General features: G+C 69.2%; 15 protein-coding genes and 2 tRNA genes. 10 read left to right on the forward strand and 7 right to left on the reverse strand.

Features of this window, described 5'->3' with window-relative positions; genetic code table 11:
• The first annotated feature begins 282 nt into the window (after window positions 1-282).
• From DS837_RS02745 to DS837_RS02760, 4 genes are all read left to right on the forward strand, one after another.
• The gene (locus DS837_RS02745) at window positions 283-1,446 is read left to right on the forward strand and encodes an ATP phosphoribosyltransferase regulatory subunit (protein WP_149163303.1); all 1,164 of its coding nucleotides are present in this window, start codon (window positions 283-285) and stop codon (window positions 1,444-1,446) included.
• Window positions 1,447-1,533: 87 nt separating this feature from the next.
• The gene (locus tag DS837_RS02750; RefSeq protein ID WP_114860782.1) at window positions 1,534-2,826 is read left to right on the forward strand and encodes an adenylosuccinate synthase; all 1,293 of its coding nucleotides are present in this window, start codon (window positions 1,534-1,536) and stop codon (window positions 2,824-2,826) included.
• A 216-nt stretch (window positions 2,827-3,042) separates the two neighbouring features.
• The gene (locus tag DS837_RS02755) at window positions 3,043-5,085 is read left to right on the forward strand and encodes a serine/threonine-protein kinase (protein WP_149163304.1); all 2,043 of its coding nucleotides are present in this window, start codon (window positions 3,043-3,045) and stop codon (window positions 5,083-5,085) included.
• A gap of 34 nt (window positions 5,086-5,119) precedes the next feature.
• Entirely contained in the window at window positions 5,120-5,647 is a 528-nt protein-coding gene (locus DS837_RS02760) for a hypothetical protein (RefSeq protein WP_149163305.1), read from the forward strand.
• 41 nt (window positions 5,648-5,688) lie between these two features.
• Here the strand turns inward: DS837_RS02760 and rpoH are convergent, their stop codons facing one another.
• Together rpoH and DS837_RS02770 are read right to left on the reverse strand one after the other, a co-directional pair.
• Complete coding sequence (gene rpoH, locus DS837_RS02765) at window positions 5,689-6,573, reverse strand: RNA polymerase sigma factor RpoH (RefSeq protein WP_145626466.1); 885 nt, start codon at window positions 6,571-6,573, stop codon at window positions 5,689-5,691.
• A gap of 183 nt (window positions 6,574-6,756) precedes the next feature.
• The gene (locus tag DS837_RS02770) at window positions 6,757-7,809 is read right to left on the reverse strand and encodes an RluA family pseudouridine synthase (protein WP_149163306.1); all 1,053 of its coding nucleotides are present in this window, start codon (window positions 7,807-7,809) and stop codon (window positions 6,757-6,759) included.
• A gap of 46 nt (window positions 7,810-7,855) precedes the next feature.
• On the opposite strand from DS837_RS02770, the gene DS837_RS02775 reads away from it, so the two are divergent.
• The 4 genes from DS837_RS02775 to DS837_RS02790 all read left to right on the forward strand — a co-directional run bounded on the left by DS837_RS02775 (window position 7,856) and on the right by DS837_RS02790 (window position 9,486).
• Window positions 7,856-8,182, forward strand: a complete 327-nt coding sequence (locus DS837_RS02775) for a hypothetical protein (protein ID WP_149163307.1) — start codon at window positions 7,856-7,858, stop codon at window positions 8,180-8,182.
• Window positions 8,179-9,228, forward strand: a complete 1,050-nt coding sequence (locus tag DS837_RS02780) for a threonine aldolase family protein (RefSeq protein ID WP_149163308.1) — start codon at window positions 8,179-8,181, stop codon at window positions 9,226-9,228. The genes DS837_RS02775 and DS837_RS02780 overlap by 4 nt, the downstream gene beginning before the upstream one ends.
• Window positions 9,229-9,296: 68 nt before the next feature.
• Window positions 9,297-9,372, forward strand: a tRNA-Glu gene (locus DS837_RS02785).
• 38 nt (window positions 9,373-9,410) lie between these two features.
• Window positions 9,411-9,486 (forward strand) — tRNA-Glu (locus tag DS837_RS02790).
• 60 nt (window positions 9,487-9,546) lie between these two features.
• On the opposite strand, the gene DS837_RS02795 is transcribed toward DS837_RS02790, so the two are convergent.
• Window positions 9,547-10,527 (reverse strand): transglycosylase SLT domain-containing protein, encoded by a 981-nt coding sequence (locus DS837_RS02795; protein ID WP_149163309.1) that lies wholly within the window; start codon window positions 10,525-10,527, stop codon window positions 9,547-9,549.
• 648 nt (window positions 10,528-11,175) lie between these two features.
• Here DS837_RS02795 and DS837_RS02800 point away from each other — a divergent pair.
• Window positions 11,176-11,880, forward strand: coding sequence for a sigma-70 family RNA polymerase sigma factor (locus DS837_RS02800; RefSeq protein ID WP_149163310.1), 705 nt, complete (start codon window positions 11,176-11,178; stop codon window positions 11,878-11,880).
• A 217-nt stretch (window positions 11,881-12,097) separates the two neighbouring features.
• Here DS837_RS02800 and DS837_RS02805 read toward each other — a convergent pair whose 3' ends face one another.
• Window positions 12,098-12,262 carry a DUF1328 domain-containing protein gene (locus DS837_RS02805; protein WP_149163311.1) on the reverse strand — a complete coding sequence of 55 codons (165 nt, stop codon included), beginning with the start codon at window positions 12,260-12,262 and terminating at the stop codon, window positions 12,098-12,100.
• Between the two features lie 330 nt (window positions 12,263-12,592).
• On the opposite strand from DS837_RS02805, the gene DS837_RS02810 reads away from it, so the two are divergent.
• Window positions 12,593-13,246: a hypothetical protein gene (locus tag DS837_RS02810; protein WP_149163312.1), complete on the forward strand. Its 654-nt coding sequence runs from the start codon at window positions 12,593-12,595 to the stop codon at window positions 13,244-13,246.
• A gap of 18 nt (window positions 13,247-13,264) precedes the next feature.
• Here the strand turns inward: DS837_RS02810 and DS837_RS02815 are convergent, their stop codons facing one another.
• From DS837_RS02815 to tldD, 3 genes are all read right to left on the reverse strand, one after another.
• Entirely contained in the window at window positions 13,265-15,340 is a 2,076-nt protein-coding gene (locus DS837_RS02815) for a YjbH domain-containing protein (RefSeq protein WP_149163313.1), read from the reverse strand.
• Between the two features lie 209 nt (window positions 15,341-15,549).
• Window positions 15,550-16,074 carry a glycine cleavage system transcriptional repressor gene (locus DS837_RS02820; RefSeq protein WP_149163314.1) on the reverse strand — a complete coding sequence of 175 codons (525 nt, stop codon included), beginning with the start codon at window positions 16,072-16,074 and terminating at the stop codon, window positions 15,550-15,552.
• A 40-nt stretch (window positions 16,075-16,114) separates the two neighbouring features.
• The gene (gene tldD / locus DS837_RS02825) at window positions 16,115-17,548 is read right to left on the reverse strand and encodes a metalloprotease TldD (RefSeq protein ID WP_149163315.1); all 1,434 of its coding nucleotides are present in this window, start codon (window positions 17,546-17,548) and stop codon (window positions 16,115-16,117) included.
• Between the last annotated feature and the right edge of the window lie 68 nt (window positions 17,549-17,616).

Genomic DNA, 17,616 nt, shown 5'->3' on the forward strand with positions numbered 1-17,616 from the left:
CCCGCTGCTGCTGGCACGGTTCGTACACAGGATGCCGGAGATTTCTCATCAAACTCAACAAAGATTCGATTGGAAAGCATTCATGTTTCGAACCGCCCCAAACCGGCGCCTGTGGCCGGCGCAGGGGAGACGGGCACGGGCTGCGGAGCTTTTCCGTTTGCATGAGGAAGGCGGGGTGGGGTATTGACCCGCTCCGTATGCCCGAGCACCGCATGCCCATCGGACTTGCGGGCTCTCGCCATGCCGACGGTTTGCCACCCATTCGACGAGACGACGCAGGCCATGCCCGCTGATTCCCTGAGCTCCGCGCTGTTGCCCGCCGGCCTGCACGACGTGCTGCCGCCCGAAGCGGCGCACGAAGCGGCGGCGGTGGCGCGCCTGCTGGCGGACTTCACGGCCCACGGCTATGAGCGTGTCGAGCCGCCGCTGGTCGAGTTCGAGGACAATCTGCTGTCCGGCTCCGGCGCCGCCATGGCGAAGCAGACCTTCCGGCTGATGGACCCGCTGTCGCAGCGCATGATGGCCGTGCGCGCCGACATCACCCCGCAGATCGTGCGCATCGCCACCACCCGCCTGAAGAACGGCGCCCGCCCGGTGCGGCTGTGCTACGCCGGGCCGGTGCTGCGCGTGAAGGGGTCGCAGCTCCGTCCCGAGCGGCAGATCACCCAGGTCGGCGTCGAGCTGATCGGCCCGCTGGAGGCCGAGGCGGACGCCGAGGTGATCCTGCTCGCCGCCCACGCCCTGGAAGGGGTGGGGGTGAAGCACCTGTCGGTGGACCTCTGCGTGCCGACCATGGTGGCGCGGGTCTGCCGTGGCCTGGGGCTCGGCGATGAGGAAACCGCCCGCTTGCGCGAGGCGCTGGACAAGAAGGACGCGGCGGCTGTGACGGCGGTCGGCGGCCCGGCGGCCTCGTTGCTGCACGCGCTGATGGCCGCCTCCGGCCCGGCGGAGCGCGCCATGGAGGTGCTGTCGGCGCTGCCGCTGCCGGAAACGGCGGAGAAGGACCGGCGCCGCCTGACCGACGCCCTGGGCCTGCTGCGCGCCGCGCGCCCCGATCTGACGATCACCGTCGATCTGGTGGAGCATCGCGGCTTCGAATACCAGACCGGCCTCAGCTTCACCCTATTCGCGCGCGACGTGCGCGGCGAACTGGGGGCGGGGGGCCGCTACCGCGCCGGCGTGCGTCCGGGCGTGGAGGAGGAGGGCGAGCCGGGGACCGGCTTCACCCTCTACATGGACACGCTCCTGCGCGCCGTTCCGGCGCCGGAGCCGGCCAAGCGCGTTTACGTGCCGCATGGCACCTCCTGGGCCGCGGCGGGCAAGCTGCGCGCCGAGGGCTGGGTCACCGTGGCGGGGCTGGCTCCCGTGGCGGACGCGGCGGCGGAGGCCAAGCGTCTGGACTGCGGCCACCGTCTGGACGGCGGCACGGTCACGCCGCTGACCTGAGACTTCACGAGAGGCGACCCCCGCGCCGCGGGGGCGCCTTTGCATGGGCAACGTTTCTTTCTGCCTTCTTTTTTTGCGGAGACACACATGGCCAACGTGGCGGTGGTCGGCGCCCAGTGGGGCGACGAGGGCAAGGGCAAGATCGTCGACTGGCTGTCCAGCCGGGCCGACGTGGTGGTGCGCTTCCAGGGCGGTCACAACGCCGGCCACACGCTGGTGATCAACGGCGTGACGTACAAGCTGAGCCTGCTGCCTTCGGGCGTGGTTCGGCCGAACAAGCTGTCGATCATCGGCAACGGCGTCGTCTTCGACCCCTGGGCCTTCATCCGCGAAGTGACGGCGATCAAGAGCCAGGGCGTGGACGTGTCCCCCGCCACGCTCCAGGTCGCCGAGAACGTTCCGCTGATCCTCCCGGTCCACAGCGCGCTCGACAAGGCGCGCGAGGAGGCCCGCGGCGCCGGCAAGATCGGCACGACCGGCCGCGGCATCGGCCCGGCCTATGAGGACAAGGTGGCCCGGCGGGCCATCCGCCTGTGCGACCTCGGCGACGAGGCGGTGCTGAAGGAGAAGGTGGACGCCCTGCTGGCCCACCACAACCTGCTGCTCCGCGGCCTGGGCGCGCCGGAAATGACCCCGGCCGACATCCTGGACCCGCTGCGCGAGATCACCCCGCAGGTGCTGCCCTACGCCTCGGTCGTCTGGAAGACGCTGGACGAGCTGCGCCGCGCCGGTAAGCGCATCCTGTTCGAGGGCGCGCAGGGCCAGATGCTCGACATCGACCACGGCACCTATCCCTTCGTCACCTCCTCCAACACGGTGGCCGGCAACGCCGCCGCCGGCAGCGGCATGGGTCCGCGCGCCGTCGGCTATGTGCTGGGCATCTGCAAGGCCTACACGACGCGCGTCGGCTCCGGCCCGTTCCCGACCGAGCTGTTCGACGACGTCGGTGAGCTGATCGGCCAGCGCGGCAAGGAGTTCGGCGTGGTCACCGGGCGCAAGCGCCGTTGCGGCTGGTTCGACGCCGTGATGGTCCGCCAGGCGGTGAAGACCGGCGGCATCGACGGCATCGCCATGACCAAGCTGGACGTGCTGGACGGCTTCGACGAGATCAAGGTCTGCGTCGGTTACCGCCTGGACGGGCAGGAGCTGGATTACTTCCCGGCCAACGCCGGCGCCCAAGCCCGCGTCGAGCCGATCTACGAGACCTTCGAGGGTTGGAAGGACAGCACCCAGGGCGCCCGCTCCTGGGCGGAGCTGCCGGCTCAGGCGGTGAAGTATGTCCGCCACGTCGAGGAACTGATCCAGGCCCCGGTGGCCCTGCTGTCCACCAGCCCGGAGCGCGACGACACCATCCTGATGAACGACCCGTTCCAGGATTGATGTGCCAGGATTGATGTGAAGGTGTAGGCCTCGGGCCCCCTCCCTAACCCTCCCCCACCTTCGGTGAGGGAGGGGACTATCTCCCTCTCCCGCGAAGCGGGGGAGGGCCGGGGAGGGGGCCCGACGCGACCACTTCCCCCCGCGTTAACAATTTGTTTGCCCTTTTCGAGCGACTAAGGCTGGCACACGCTCGCAGGCTCCGGGGATTCGAACGCCATGCCATCCGATGCCATGACCGCAGCCGCCGCGGATCGGATGATGGCGAACGCCGAGCCGGTCAAGCTGGCCGAGCGGTACGAGATCCACCCCAGCGCGCCGCTCGCCGCGCTCAACGCCATCGGCGGCAACGCCTACACGGCCAAGCCGCTGCGTGACAAGCGCTCCGAAGCCTTCGCCATCATCGGCCACGGCGCCACGCTGGCGCGAACCGACATCGCCGCCACCGTGGCCAGCCTCGACAACCAGGCCCACATGCGCCTGCTCGACTGGGGCATGGTGGATTGGCCGGCGAGCCAGGGGCGCCGCCTCTGCATGATCTTCGAGCGTCCGGCGGGCAAGCGGCTGATGAACAGCCTGACCGAGACCACGGACCCGATCCCCGAAGACCATCTGACCCGGCAGATCATCCACCCGCTGGTCGCGGCGCTGAAGGAGTTGTCGAGCCGCGGCGTGGTCCATGGCGCGATCCGCCCGACCAACCTCTACTACCGCGATCTGGCCTCCAGCAGCCTGATGCTGGGCGAATGCCTGTCCACTCCGCCGGGCTACGGTCAGACGGTCCTGCTGGAGACGGTGGAGCGCGGCATGGCCTCGCCGGCCGGGCGCGGCACCGGCACCATGGCCGACGATCTCTATTCGCTGGGCGTCACGCTGCTGCTCCTGCTGTTGGGGCGCAACCCGGTGGGGGCGGCGGAGGACGAAGCGATCCTCCAGGCCAAGATCGAGCGCGGGTCCTACCCGGCGCTGGTCGGCCAGATGCGCCTGCCGCTGGCGATCAGCGAGGTGATCCGCGGGCTGCTGGTGGACGATCCCAAGCAGCGCTGGACGCTCCAGGACCTCGACCTTTGGGTCGCCGGGCGCCGCCTCAGCCCGAAGCAGCCGCAGGTGCCGCGCCGCGCCGCCCGCCCGCTGGAATTCCAGGGGCAGGACTACTGGCATTGCCGCACGCTGGCCCGCGCCTTCGCCCGCCATGTGGCGCCCGCCGCCACGGTCATCGAGGGCGGCGAGCTGGACAAATGGCTGCGCCGCTCCATGGGCGACGACGCGCGGGCGGAGGCGGTGGCGAACGCGGTGCAGACGGCCTCGACCACCGGCAAGGGCGGCAGCATGGCCGAACGGCTGGTCGCCCGCGTCTGCATGGCGCTGGACCCCGCTGCACCCATCCGCTACCGCGGCAAGGCGATGATGCCCGACGGCATCGGCACCATGCTGGCCGACGCCTTCCTGCGCGGCGAGTCGCCGCAGCCGTCGGCCGAAGTCCTGGCCAACCAGCTTCCCATGTTCTGGGTCAGCGTGCAGAGCGACTTCAAGCCGGAGTTCGTGCCGATGGTGCAGAACTTCGATCAGGTCCGCGGCCTGCTGGACCGCACGGGCCACGGGCTGGGGGTGGAGCGCGTGCTCTACGAGATGAACCCCACCATGCCCTGCATCAGCCCGCTGGTCGCCAAGCAGATGCCGACCACCCCGGCGGAACTGCTGCGCGCCCTCGACTGGATGGGGGCGGGGAGCGAGCGGCACAAGGACCCCATCGACCGCCACGTCGCCGCCTTCCTGGCGGTGCGGCACCGGCGGACCGACGAGATGCTCTACACCCAGCTCGGCTCCAGCATCGAGCCGATGCGCCGGGTGATCGCCATGCTGACCATCCTGGCCGACGTCCAGGCGCGCACCGGCACGGATTCGCTGTCGCACCTCGCCGCCTGGGTGGTGTCGTTGCTCGATCCGGCCTTCCGCCGTTTCCACAGCCGGCCGCACCAGGACACCGTGCGCAAGCTCGCCGACTCCGCCGCCCACAACGGACGCCTCGGCGATCTGCTGAAGATCGTCGACGATCCGGAGGCGCTGCGCCGCGACAAGCTGGAGTTCGAAGCCGGCCAGATCGCCTACCGCGAGGCCGATGCCGAGATCAACAAGCTGCGGCAGAGCATCGGCGACCGGAACAGCATCATCGAATCGTCCGGGCGGCAGGTGGCGGCGATCGTGTCGAGCCTGCTGTCCACGATTCTGGTCGGCGGCATCATCCTCTTCTTCGCCTTCTGACGGCGGCCTTCAAACCAAGGATCGGGTGGCACCCATGGCGCGCGGCGGCAAGAGCGGCGGAAAGAAGAAGAAGCGCAAGGGCAGCATGCTGACGCTGATCCTGCTGATCATCCCGGCGGGTCTGGTGGTGCTGCCCACCTCGATCCTGTTCGGCATCGGCATGATCCCGACCATCGTCGCCTACGTCACCGACCGCGACCCCGAAAAATCGGCGCCGATCACCGTCGGTGGGCTGAATTTCTGCGGCTGCATGCCCTACGCCATCGAGCTGTGGAAGCACAACCACACCATCGGCGCCGCCGGCAAGATCTTCATGGACCCGCTGGCTTGGCTGGTGATGTACGGGGCGGCGGCGATCGGCTGGGCGCTCTATTTCGGGATTCCGCCGATGGTGGCGAATTTCGAGGTGATGCGCGCCGAGAAGCGGGTCAGCGCGCTGAAGGACGTGAAGGTCGGTCTGGTCCAGGAATGGGGACCGGAGGTCGCCGGCGACTTGTTCGACGAGGCCGGCGGCCTGTCGCCGGACGAGCAGGAGCAGATGGCCGAACCCGCGGGGGCGTAAGGGCGGCCTCCGCCCGCCATGGGCGAACGGAGGGCAAAGGCTCAGCCGGCCAGCTTCTGCTCCACCGCGGCATTGCGGATGGCCTTCTGGAGCTTCTCGAAGGCGCGCACCTCGATCTGGCGGACGCGCTCGCGGCTGATGCCGTACTTCTGCGACAGATCCTCCAGCGTGGTGGGATTGTCGCGCAGGCGGCGCTCCTCCAGGATGTCGCGCTCGCGCTCGTTCAGGTTCTCCATGGCGGCGGTCAGCAGCTTGCGCCGCTTGCCCAGCTCCTCGTTCTCGGCCAGGGAGATTTCCTGGTTCGCCGTCTCGTCGACCAGCCAATCCTGCCACTCGCCCTCGCTGTCGGCGCGCAGCGGCGCGTTCAGCGAATGGTCGGGCGCGCTGAGGCGGCGGTTCATGTTGACGACGTCCTGCTCCGGCACGTCGAGGGTCGTGGCGACGTGGCGCACCTGCTCGGGCGACATGTCGCCCTCCTCGATGGCCTGCATCTGGCCCTTCAGGCGGCGCAGGTTGAAGAACAGCTTCTTCTGGGCCGCCGTGGTGCCCATCTTCACCAGCGACCAGCTGTGCAGGATGTATTCCTGGATGGCGGCGCGAATCCACCACATGGCGTAGGTCGCCAGCCGGAAGCCGCGGTCGGGGTCGAACCGCTTCACCGCCTGCATCATGCCCACGTTGCCCTCGGAGATCAGCTCCGACAGCGGCAGGCCGTAGCCGCGGTAGCCCATGGCGATCTTCGCCACGAGCCGCAGATGGCTGGTCACCAGCTTGTGCGCGGCGTCCGAATCCTCGATCTCCTGCCAGCGCTTGGCCAGCATGTACTCCTCCTCTGCCGCGAGCATGGGGAACTTGCGGATTTCCTGGAGGTAGCGCGAGAGATTGCTTTCGGAACTGATGACCGGAACGCTGGATGTCGTCGCCATGTTGGACCCTCTCCGACGGCTGTTCTTCGTGCCTTCTCACGGGCACACGGCCGTTCACTGTTCTGCGCCGCCTCGCCGTCCGCTTGCCCGTTCGATCCGCCGGGGATGGTCCCGGATGCAAGCGTGAGCGTTGGCGGCTGTTGACGCGAAGAATAACCGACTTCTGCGCGCGGGTATAGTGGATTACAGGGATTCTAAGAAATCTGACAAATCTTTAATATCCGTGGGTAGCGGCGCCTGGAAGCGGACCGTCTCCCCCGTTGCCGGGTGCCGGAAGGTCAGCCCCACGGCGTGCAGCGCCTGCCGTGGAAAGCCAACAAACCGGTCGCGATGGGGTTCCGGCAGGGCTGAGGCGTGCTTGCCGCCGGCGCGCCCGGCACGCCCCTTGCCATAGAGCGGATCACCCACGATGGGATGGCCGATGTGCGCCATGTGCACGCGGATCTGGTGTGTGCGCCCGGTCTCCAGCGTGCATTCGACCAGCGCGAGCGCGGTGCCGAAGGAGCGGACGACGCGGTAGCGGGTGGCCGCGTGCTTGCCGCCGCCGGTGACCACGGCCATTTTCTTGCGGTCGGTGCTGCTGCGCCCGATGTTGCCCTCGATCCGCCCCTCGCGAGGGGAGGGGACACCCCAGACGAGCGCTTGGTAGGTGCGGCTGAGCGTGCGCCCGGAGAACTGCTCCGTCAGCGCATGGTGCGCGCGGTCGTTCTTGGCGACGACCATCAGGCCGCTGGTGTCCTTGTCGAGCCGGTGGACGATGCCCGGACGCCGCACGCCGCCGATGCCCGACAGGCTGTCGCCGCAATGGGCGAGCAGGGCGTTGACCAGCGTGCCGTCCGGATTGCCGGCGGCGGGGTGGACCACCATGCCCGCGGGCTTGTCGATCACCAACACGTCCTCATCCTCATAGACCACGTCCAGGGGGATGTCCTGGGCTTCGGGCTGTGCAGGTTCAGCTTCGGGGATGAAAACGTCGAAAGTTTGTCCGGGCTTGACCTTCACGGAAGGGTCCGTGACCGTCCGTCCGTCGCCGTCCTGCACGCAGCCCTTTTCCAGCAGCGCCTGCACGCGCGAGCGCGACAGGCCGGGAAGCCCCATCGCCAGGGCCTTGTCGAGCCGCTGGCCGCCGGCGCCGTCCGGAACGGTCCAGCGCTGCCGCGCGCCTTCGCCGGTTTCGCCGTCCTGCGTTCCGGTGTATTCGTCCTCATCGTCGTCGATTTCGGTGCGTTCGGGCATCGTTCGGCAAAACTCCTCACATTCGCGCGAGAGTGGACCCCAAACCGTGCAGTTCCTCAAGGCACTCATCGTCATCATGGGCGTGATGATCATCGCCGGCTTCACGTTCCTCGGCGTCGAACTCTACAGGCGCATCAGCGATCCGGAGCGCCGGGCCGGCGCCGATACCGAGCGCGCCACTGCCCCCGCGGGGAGGGCGGAGGAGGTCACGCTGGGCCTGCCGGCGGGCGCGCGCCTGGGCGACCCGGTGGCGGTGGGCAACCGCGTCGTCTTCCGCGCCACCATACCGGACGCCGCGGACCGCCTCTATGTGATGGACCCGCGCACCGGCGCCATCGCCGTGACCGTCACCGCCGGAGCCGCCGCGCCATGACCAACGCCTTCGTGTACGATTTCCGCAGCGACAATGTGGCCGGTGCCGCGTCGGAGGTGGTGAACGCCCTGGTCGCGGCCTCGGTCGGGTCCGCCGACCCCTATGGGCAGGACCCGCTGACCGCCAGCGTCACCCGCCGGCTGTGCGCCCTCTTCGAGGCCGAGGTGACGGTGTTCCCGGTCGCCACCGGGACGGCGGCCAACGCGCTGGCCCTGTCGGCTCTGGTCCCGCCCTACGGCGCGGTCTACTGCCACCAGGAAAGCCACATCCACGTCGACGAGTGCGGCGCGCCGGAGATGGCCACCGGCGGGGCCAAGCTGGTGCCGCTGGCCGGGGAGGGCGGCAAGCTGACCCCCGCCGCGCTGACCGCGGCGCTCGGCGGGGCGGGCATCGGCGTGGTGCACCGGGTGCAGCCCGCCGCCCTCAGCCTGACCCAGGCGACGGAGGCCGGGACGGTCTACCGCGCGCAGGAGGTGGCGGCCCTGTCCGACGTCGCGCACGCCCACGGCATGGCGGTGCACATGGACGGCGCGCGCTTCGCCAACGCGGTGGCCCGGCTGGGCTGCGCCCCGGCGGAGGTGACTTGGAAGGCCGGGGTGGACGTGTTGTCGTTGGGCGGCACCAAGGGTGGCTGCCTCGCCGCGGAGGCGGTGGTGTTCTTCAACCCGGCGCTGGCCGAGGATTTCGGCTTCCTGCGCAAGCGGGCCGGGCACCTGGTGTCCAAGGGCCGCTTCCTGTCGGCGCAACTCGACGCCTGGCTGGCCGACGATCTGTGGCTGCGGCTGGCCCGCCACGCCAACGCCATGGCCGACCGGCTGTCGCAGGGCCTCGCCGCGCTGCCAGGGGCGGAGCTGGCCCATCCGGTGGAGGCCAACGAGATATTCGTGCGGCTGCCCGCCGCGGTGGCCGACGGGCTGGAGGCGGCGGGCTACCGTTTCTACCGCTGGGAGGGCGATCTGCTGCGTCTGGTCACCGCCTTCGACACGCCGCAGGCCGTCGTGAACTCTTTTCTGAAAATCGCCAAAGGTCTGTCAGAAAAGGCTTGATCGGGCCGGGTGGGTTCGCTAAAAACCCGCCACGCCGACGACGCCACGTCGTCAGACGACGAAAGACTGTCCCCTTCGTCTAGAGGCCTAGGACACCGCCCTCTCACGGCGGTAACAGGGGTTCGAATCCCCTAGGGGACGCCACTTTCGTTCGGCTGGCAACCGAGCATCGCCCGATGAAGGTCCCCTTCGTCTAGAGGCCTAGGACACCGCCCTCTCACGGCGGTAACAGGGGTTCGAATCCCCTAGGGGACGCCATCCTTTCCGGCAACAACGATCCACGGCCCGCCTTCTTGGCGGGCCGTCGTCGTTTCGGCTTTACCGTTTTGCGCCGGTGGAGCGGGAGACGCTCAGCTCGGCGACCTCCTCCTGCTTGGCGGCGGGCAGGCCGGCGGAGCGCACCACGCTGGAATCGTGGGGATGGACGCGGCGCGGGTAGACGCTGTGGACCTTCACCACATAATCCTGCGTCTCGCGGTAGGGCGGAACGCCCTTGTACTGGACCACGGCCCCTTCGCCCGCGTTGTAGCCGGCCAGCGCCAGCGTCACGTTGCCGTCGAAATAGGCCAGCAGCCAGCGCAGATACTTCATGCCGCCGCGCAGGTTCTGCTCGGGGTCGAAGGGCTTGGTCACGCCGAAGCGCTCCGCCGTCTCGGGGATGAGCTGCATCAGCCCCATGGCGTTCTTTTCCGACACCACATCCACACGGTAACCGGATTCCACGGCGATCACCGCCAGCACCAGATCCGGGTCGAGCCCGTAGCTGGGGGCCATCTTGGTGACCATGGCGCGGATTTCCTTGGGCGGCATGCGGATCACGCCCCAGCGCACGCTCGGCGGTTCGCAGCGGTCGGGCGCCTTGCCCGCCGCCCCCTTGCCCGAACCGCTGGCCGGCTTGACCATCTGCGCCGCGTTGTCGTTGCCCAGCAGGGCGGCGCGGCGCAGCCAGGAGCGGCCGAGTTCCTCGTCCTTCGACACCGCACCCCGCCCGGCCATGTGCATCCGCCCGGCGCGGTAGGCCGCCTCGGCGTAGTCCTGGCGGGCCGCCCGGCAATAGAGGGAGAGGGCCATCCGCTCGTCCCGGTTCACGCCTTTGCCGACCTCGTAGCGCATGGCCAGCTCGTACTGGGCGCGGGCGCTGCCCTTGCCGGCGAGTGCCTCCAGCGCGCGGATCGTGCGCTCGCCCGTGCTCTGGAAGGCCGGTGGCTGGGCGGCGGCCGTCTGTACCGACGTCTCCTGTGCCGTGGCCGGCAGGGCGGTCAGAAAGGACGCGATCAGCCCGCCGGTGGCCAGAGCCACCGCGCTTTTCACCGCCTTCACACGCCTTTCGCCGACTGGTGAATCCGGCCGGTCTTTCGGCGTATGCGGGAAGATTGGCGCGCTAGCGCCAACGTCCGGCTGTCCACGAAAGACGTAATGCGATATGGTTCCGGCCAAGAGAGGAAGCGGACTGCAATGAAATAAGACTTCCGCTAAGGGACGGAAACGCCGCCTATACAGAGAAGAAGAACCGCTGGCAGCGGACCTGCGGATGGATGAATGAGCGAATTCATCGTTGGCCATAGACATGGCTATCCCGCAAAGGAGATTTGAGGTCGGTTGGTGAAAGCCAGCCGGCCTTTTCCTTTTGAGCAAAGTCATGAAGCCTCCCGTATGTCCGGAGACGATACCTCATCCCCGAGCGAATGCTACGGGAGCAATCGGACGATCCATGGCATTTAGGGGTAATCTCGCCAAATTGTTAAGGGGCTTAGCCTTTTTCCCAACTGGCAGCCCCTGTGGTGCGCCATTACGTACTGATGGACCGACGATTGTCGTTGGAGAATCCGGTTAAGCCCCGCGTGCATTCGGCGCAAGGCGGGGTCCGGAGCGACGGTTCGGGCGTTTCCAGTCGCGCCCGACATGATCGGGACATCTTTCGGTACACAGGGAGGCAGCGTTCCACCGATGGCGAACCACGTCGCGAGTTCCTTGCGCCGTCCGGCAAGCAGCCCCGCGCCGCTTGACCCCGTCGCCCTCAAGCCGGTGATGGGAAGCCGCCGTGCGGACGAGGACGAGTTGAACGTTGCGGTCGAAGCCGAGGATGGCGTCGAAGCCGACGATCCGCCCGCCGAGGGCGCGGCGGAAGCGCCCCAGGCACCCTTGGCGCCCCCCGATCCGGCGATCATCGCGCAGATCGAGGCGGAGATTCCCCGCCTGCGCCGTTTCGCCCGCGCCATGGTGCGGGACGCCACGCTGGCCGACGACCTTGTCCAGGAATGTCTGGAGCGTGCCTTGTCGCGCCTGCATCTGTGGCGGCCCGGCAGCAACTTGCGCGCCTGGCTCTTCACCATCCTGCGCAACCTGCACATCAACGGCATCCGCCGCCGGCAGGCGGTCGTGGACATCGACGGGGAAGGGCAGGCGGCGATCGGCGCCGCCCATGGCGGCCAGTTCGTCCGGCTGGAACTGCGCGACCTGAAGCGCGCGCTCGGCCTGCTGCCGACCGAACAGCGGGAGGTGGTCCTGCTGATCGGGCTGGAGGGTATCTCCTACGGCGAGGCCGCCGACATTCTCGGCATCTCCATCGGCACCGTGAAGTCGCGCCTGTCGCGCGGCCGTCGTGCCCTGAGGCAGCTCATGGAAGGGCACAGCCCGACCGACGACGATTGATCCGTCCTCGTTCCATAGCCGCTTATGTCCTTAGCCGCTCGTGCCGGACGCAGAGAGAAACCGGCAACGCTCCGAATGGGGCGTTGCCGGTCAGGTGCGAGGCTAACATCGAGAGGCTTTGGGGGTAATCGCGAGCCCGACCCTCCGAAACGTGAAGGCCGGACTCGGGCGCGCTGCGGGAAACGCCCGCCCGGACGGTTCCGGGCGGGTGCTGGGTCTAGCGGCGCCTGACCAGGCCCAGAATCAAACTCGCCGCGAACAAGATAAGGAAGAGGAAGAACAGGATTTGCGCAATGCCCGAAGAGGCCGACGCAATTCCGCCGAAACCGAGTGCGCCGGCGATCAGCGCGACTACGAAGAAAACGAGTGCCCAATAGAGCATCCTAACCTCCCTCGCTCGGTCCGAAGCGCGTTACGGCTCGTCCGGCGCGCAGTCTGTTGAACGTCATACTCTGTGAAGAGCGTGTCAGTATTGTGCAGAACACCGCGCCGATCTGAAAGGTTCCCGGACCCCATTCCAGCAAAGAGCTTTTTTTGGGTAGGGTCGGTTCCAAAAGGGGGAGGCGCATCCCGATAACGCTGGCTTGACCGCAACAACGGCCGACGAGCGCTGTTGTCGAGTTCGCCAGCCTGCTTGGTTCCGGCCGGGCGGGTGAAAAGGCGCAGCGCCGCTCCGCCGGTGCGAGACGCCGTATCGAGAGAAGAGGATGCCATGAACGCCAAACTGTCCCTCGCCGTTCTCGCCGCAACCCTGGCCGCCGCTCCCGTCGCGATGGCCCAGACCTATCAGAACAACGCGCCGCAGGTCCCTTACGAGCGCTCCAGCCCGTCGGGCCTGCCGACCACCAGCCCGCAGGTCGAAAGCCTGCCCGGCGAGAGGGCCGACCCCTGGAGCAATCAGACCCAGAACCGGATGCCCGACGGCCGCATGCCCGACCGCGTGACCAGCGGCAGCGCCGAATCCACCGTCGGGTCCGGCGCCGCGGGCACCTACGGCAGCACCGGCACCTATGCGACGCCCGGCACCTACGGTTCGACCGGGACCATGAACAACAGCGTGCCGAACAGCGGCGCGATGGGGACCACCGGGTCGGCCACCGGCACCATGCCCAACACCATGCAGGGCAACCGGCAGGTCATCATGAATGTCGATCCGAACACCGCCCAGCGCGCCGAGCGCGGCCAGAACCGCAAGGAGCTGATGCAGACCTCTCTGCTGAACTACTTCAGCGCCGCCGGCTTCACCTCGGTCCGCGACTTCCGCAAGCAGGGTGAGAACTACGTGGCGGAGGCCCAGTCGGCCAACGGCACCTGGAGCACCGTGCTTCTCGACGCCAAGACCGGGACGATCTCCGAAATCCGCTGATTCCAGGTCCGCCGCAGCTCAGTCCATCAGCCGCGGCCATGATCCGGTCAGGCGGCCGTAACCCGCCGCGACCAACGCGTCATACAGGGGCAATGGCTGGCGCAGCCGTTGCCCCGCGTCGCGTCCGAGGGTGCGCACCGCGGCCGCCAACCGCCCGTCCGGCGGCCAGGAGCCTCCGGGACTGAAGGGTATGCTCAGCGCGATGCCCTGCTCCAACCGCCCGCCGTAGCGGCTCTGCGCGCCCTCCGGCCCCTCTGTCCAGGTGACATGGCCGGACAGACGGAGGCCGCCGTCGAAAGCGCGCATCAGTTCGACCGTGCCGCCCCAATCCCCGCCGAGATAGCGACCCAGCCGCAGCACGCCCGTCGTCGCGGCCCCCGGCGTTTCCCAATAGAGGCTGACGTGGCCGGTGTTCCGTCCGCTTTCCGGGGCAAGGCGCAACGCGTCGTCGGGCGGGCGCTTCCAGACGCGGTTGAGGTCGAGCCCGAGCGCCCAGCGCGCCGTCAGGGGGCGGTACAGCGCCTCGCCTCCCACACCGCCGAACATCTCCTCGAAATGGCCGACGGACAGGCGCGTGTTCCAGCCCTCGGAGGGGGCGGCCAGCCACGCCGCGTACAGCCGCTCGACCGCGGCGAGGCGGTCGGCGTAGCGCGGCAGGTCGCTGCGCACCGGCTCCGCCGCCGGGATGGCGTTGGTGTCGAGGAGGTGGAGGTTGTGGCTGATGTTCACCCGCAGTCCGCCGCTCAGAACCAGACCGCGCAGCGGTTCCACGGTCAGCACGGTATCGCCGTAGGTCCGCTGCACCAGCGGAGCGCTCTGCTCGAACAGGCTGGCTTCCGCGCTCGGGGTGACGGTCAGGGCGAGCCGCGACGCCCAGTCGGGCGGAGGGCCGGCGGAGCGGTCGATGCGGGCCGTCCGCCAGATTTCGTCAGGACTGCCGCGCTTACTGGCCGCCTGTTCAACAGCGCGGCGCGACAGGGTGACGGCCGTGCCGTCCAGCCCGGCGCCGCCGGTGACGACGGTCAGCCATTCGACCTCCGGCGGCGCGCCGTCGGCCAGCAGACGGGTGGCGCGACCCACCTCCTGCGCCAGCGGGGCGGTGCCGGTTCCCGCCGGGTCCAGCCACAGGGCGGCGCGGTCGCCGTCGATCAAGGCGGAGCGGGCGGGCAGCCGGTGAAGCCGGGCCAGGGCCGTGATGTCCGGGGCGGGCAGGGCGGCATCCGGCGAGGCGGGACGGGCGCCGACCGCGGGCGGTGGCGTGGGTGGGGTGGTCTCCACGTCCTGCTGTGGGTCGAAGCGCGCGGCGAGACGCAGCATGGCGCGCGATCCCTGCTCGACCCCGGCCCCGACCTCCAGCCAGCGCCAGGGCCGATAGGCCAGACCGGCGTTCAGCGGCAGGCCGGGCTGGAAGTTCGGGTCGTCCTGCTGCTGGGCGCGGAAGCTGTCGGCGCTGTACTCCAGCTTGATGCTGAGCCCCTCCAGCGGCGTGTGCCATTCGACACCACCGAACAGGGCCACGCGCTCCCCGGTGAACCACGCCTCCGGCCCGCGGGAGGACGCCTTCGCCGGGTCGCGGTCGCGCTTGAAACGCCCGCCGAGGAAGCGCAGAGGGTTGCGGACATGCCCATAGTCGCCGAGCCCGCCCCAGCCGATGCCCAGGCTGAGATCGACGTTCCACCAGCGGCGCGAAGCGACCAGATACTCCCCCGCGAAACGGCCCTTGCCCGGCAGGTCCAGCCCGCTGCCGGTGACGTCCCGCCCGCCGACGGCCAGCGCCGGCCACCATGGCCCTTCGCGCAGCAGGCGCAGCTTGGCGTCCACCCCCGGTTCGCTGAGGCCGTGCCAGCTTGGATAGGTGCTGTCGCGAAACGTGACCTCAAGGCCGGGGAGAAGCTGCGCTCCGGTGAAGATATGACGGTGCAGACCACCGAGAGCGGTCAATCCGGCGGTGACGGCACCGTCCGGCATGCCGCGCGCTGTCGGCGTTTGAAGCAGCCCGACGGCTCCCCAGTCGGACAGGGACGCCTCAAGCCCCTCCGCCCGAGCGGGCAGGGTGGCAACGGACAGCGCCAGGACGAGGAGAACACGATTCACGCCATGGTGGAACTTGTCGGGAGGACTTCCCGATCCATGGCATTTTCATGCGTATGAATGCAACCAGAAACCCTCTCCCGCCTCGGGAGAGGGTGGCCCGAAGGGCCGGGTGAGGGTCCTGCGAGGACTCAGGCGCTGCTTCTTGACGGCACCCTCACCCTCCCACCGCTTCGCGGCGGGCCCCTCCCTCTCCCGGGGCGGGAGAGGGATCAAAGCGGTTCGGCGGTGCAGGTCAGGCCCATCGTCTCCGCGGTGTTGGCGATCGCGGACAGGCAGGTGCCGGCGCGCTCCGGCGGGATCGAGACGGCGAAGCGGATGGTGTAACGCCCGCCCTCCCGCTCCGGCAGGGTCTGGGCGTCCAGCCGGACGATGTTCGCCTCGAACTGGGTGAAGATCTCCGACAGGCGGGCGATCAGGCCGGGCTGGTCGCCGCCCGACACCTCCACGCGGTGGGTGATGCGGGCGAGCGGGCCAGGGTTGGGATCGAAGTCGAAGGGCGTGACCTTGATCTGAGCGCCGGCCAGTTCGGGCAGGCTGGCCAGCCCCTCCTGCACCTCCCCGACGGGGACGCCGTCGGGCAGTTCGCAGACCGCCGAGAACTCCGCCCCGGACCCCATCACCGCGAAGGTCGCGTCGCGCAGGTTGGCGCCCAGCCCGAACAGATGGCCGGTGACCGCCGAGACGAGACCGACGCGGTCGGGGCAGAAGGTCGAAACCAGGGCGAGGGACGACACGGGCGGAACCTCCGATGGGGAAAGGGAAGCGGTGGGGCGATCAGGCCGCCGTGCCGCCCACGGTCAGGCCGTCCAGGCGCAGGGTCGGCTGGCCGACGCCCACGGGAACGCCCTGGCCGTCCTTGCCGCAGGTGCCGACGCCGGGGTCCAGCTTGGTGTCGTTGCCGATCATCGACACGCGGGTCAGGCTGTCCGGGCCGTTGCCGATCAGGGTGGCGCCCTTCACCGCCGGGCCGAGCTTGCCGTCCTCGATCAGATAGGCCTCGTTGGCGGAGAAGACGAACTTGCCGCTGGTGATGTCCACCTGCCCGCCGCCGAAGTTCTTGGCGTAGAGGCCCTTCTTGACCGACTTGATGATCTCCTCCGGCTCATAGGCGCCGGGGCGCATCACGGTGTTGGTCATGCGCGGCATGGGGTGGCAGGCGAAGCTCTGGCGGCGCCCGTTGCCGGTCGGGCGCATCCCCATCAGCCGGGCGTTCATGCGGTCCTGCATGTAGCCGACCAGGATACCGTCCTCGATCAGCGTCGTGCACTGGCCGGGGGTGCCCTCGTCGTCCACGGTGATCGAGCCGCGGCTGTTCTCGATGGTGCCGTCGTCCACGATGGTCACGCCGGGCGCGGCGATGCGCTGGCCCATCAGCCCGGCGAAGGCCGAGGTTTTCTTGCGGTTGAAGTCGCCCTCCAGCCCGTGACCGATGGCCTCGTGCAGCAGGATGCCCGGCCAGCCGTTGCCGAGAACGACGGTCATCTCGCCCGCCGGGGCGGGAACGGAGGACAGGTTGACGAGCGCCGAGCGCAGCGCCTCGTCGACGAAGGCCCGCCACGTCTCCGGCTGCATGTAGTGTTCGTAGGTGACGCGACCGCCGCCGCCGTGGCCGCCCGTTTCCATGCGGTCGCCCTCGGCCACCACGACGGAGACGTTCAGCCGGACCAGCGGGCGCAGGTCGGCGACCCGCACCCCGTCGGCGCGGATGATCTGCACCGCCTGCCACTCGCCGCTGATCGAGCAGGAAACCTGCCGCACCCGCGGGTCCTTGGCCCGGGCGTAGGCGTCGATCTCCGCCAGCAGCTTCACCTTGGCCTCGAAGGGGACCAGGGGCAGGGGGTTGTCCGGGATGTAGAGCGCGCGGTTGGTGCCGGCGGGCGGCTCGGCGAAGGTGCCGGCGTGCCCGGCCTGGACGGCGCGCACCGTCGCGGCGGCGCGGCGGATGGCGTCCTCCGACAGGCTGGAGGCGTGGGCGAAGCCGGTCGCCTCGTCGGCGATGGCGCGCAGGCCGAAGCCCTGGGTGGTGTCGAAGCTGGCCGCCTTCAGCTTGCCGTCGTCCCAGCCCAGCGATTCGCTCTGCGCATATTCCAGATACAGTTCGCCGTCGTCCGCCCCCCGCAATGCGTCGGCCACCACCCCCTCGACACGGGAACGGTCCAGGCCGGCGCGGTTGAAGAACAGATCGTCGGTGACGGCAAGCGCGCTCATGGGGACTCCGGGGTATCGGTCTATCGTAGGACAACGATGCGGCACCGGCGCTCTCGCACCCGCACCCG

Origin of the sequence: Azospirillum brasilense (assembly GCF_008365405.1) — a bacterium.
GTDB classification, from domain to species: domain Bacteria; phylum Pseudomonadota; class Alphaproteobacteria; order Azospirillales; family Azospirillaceae; genus Azospirillum; species Azospirillum brasilense_D.

Excerpts from the sequence above, each read along its gene's own strand:
- DS837_RS02770 (WP_149163306.1), bottom strand. The coding sequence starts at position 7,809 with ATGCCCGAACGCACCGAAATCGACGACGATGAGGACGAATACACCGGA.
- DS837_RS02750 (WP_114860782.1), top strand. The coding sequence starts at position 1,534 with ATGGCCAACGTGGCGGTGGTCGGCGCCCAGTGGGGCGACGAGGGCAAG.
- DS837_RS02760 (WP_149163305.1), top strand. The coding sequence starts at position 5,120 with ATGGCGCGCGGCGGCAAGAGCGGCGGAAAGAAGAAGAAGCGCAAGGGC.
- DS837_RS02755 (WP_149163304.1), top strand. The coding sequence starts at position 3,043 with ATGCCATCCGATGCCATGACCGCAGCCGCCGCGGATCGGATGATGGCG.
- DS837_RS02810 (WP_149163312.1), top strand. The coding sequence starts at position 12,593 with ATGAACGCCAAACTGTCCCTCGCCGTTCTCGCCGCAACCCTGGCCGCC.
- DS837_RS02800 (WP_149163310.1), top strand. The coding sequence starts at position 11,176 with ATGGCGAACCACGTCGCGAGTTCCTTGCGCCGTCCGGCAAGCAGCCCC.
- DS837_RS02745 (WP_149163303.1), top strand. The coding sequence starts at position 283 with ATGCCCGCTGATTCCCTGAGCTCCGCGCTGTTGCCCGCCGGCCTGCAC.
- tldD (WP_149163315.1), bottom strand. The coding sequence starts at position 17,548 with ATGAGCGCGCTTGCCGTCACCGACGATCTGTTCTTCAACCGCGCCGGC.
- rpoH (WP_145626466.1), bottom strand. The coding sequence starts at position 6,573 with ATGGCGACGACATCCAGCGTTCCGGTCATCAGTTCCGAAAGCAATCTC.
- DS837_RS02780 (WP_149163308.1), top strand. The coding sequence starts at position 8,179 with ATGACCAACGCCTTCGTGTACGATTTCCGCAGCGACAATGTGGCCGGT.
- DS837_RS02805 (WP_149163311.1), bottom strand. The coding sequence starts at position 12,262 with ATGCTCTATTGGGCACTCGTTTTCTTCGTAGTCGCGCTGATCGCCGGC.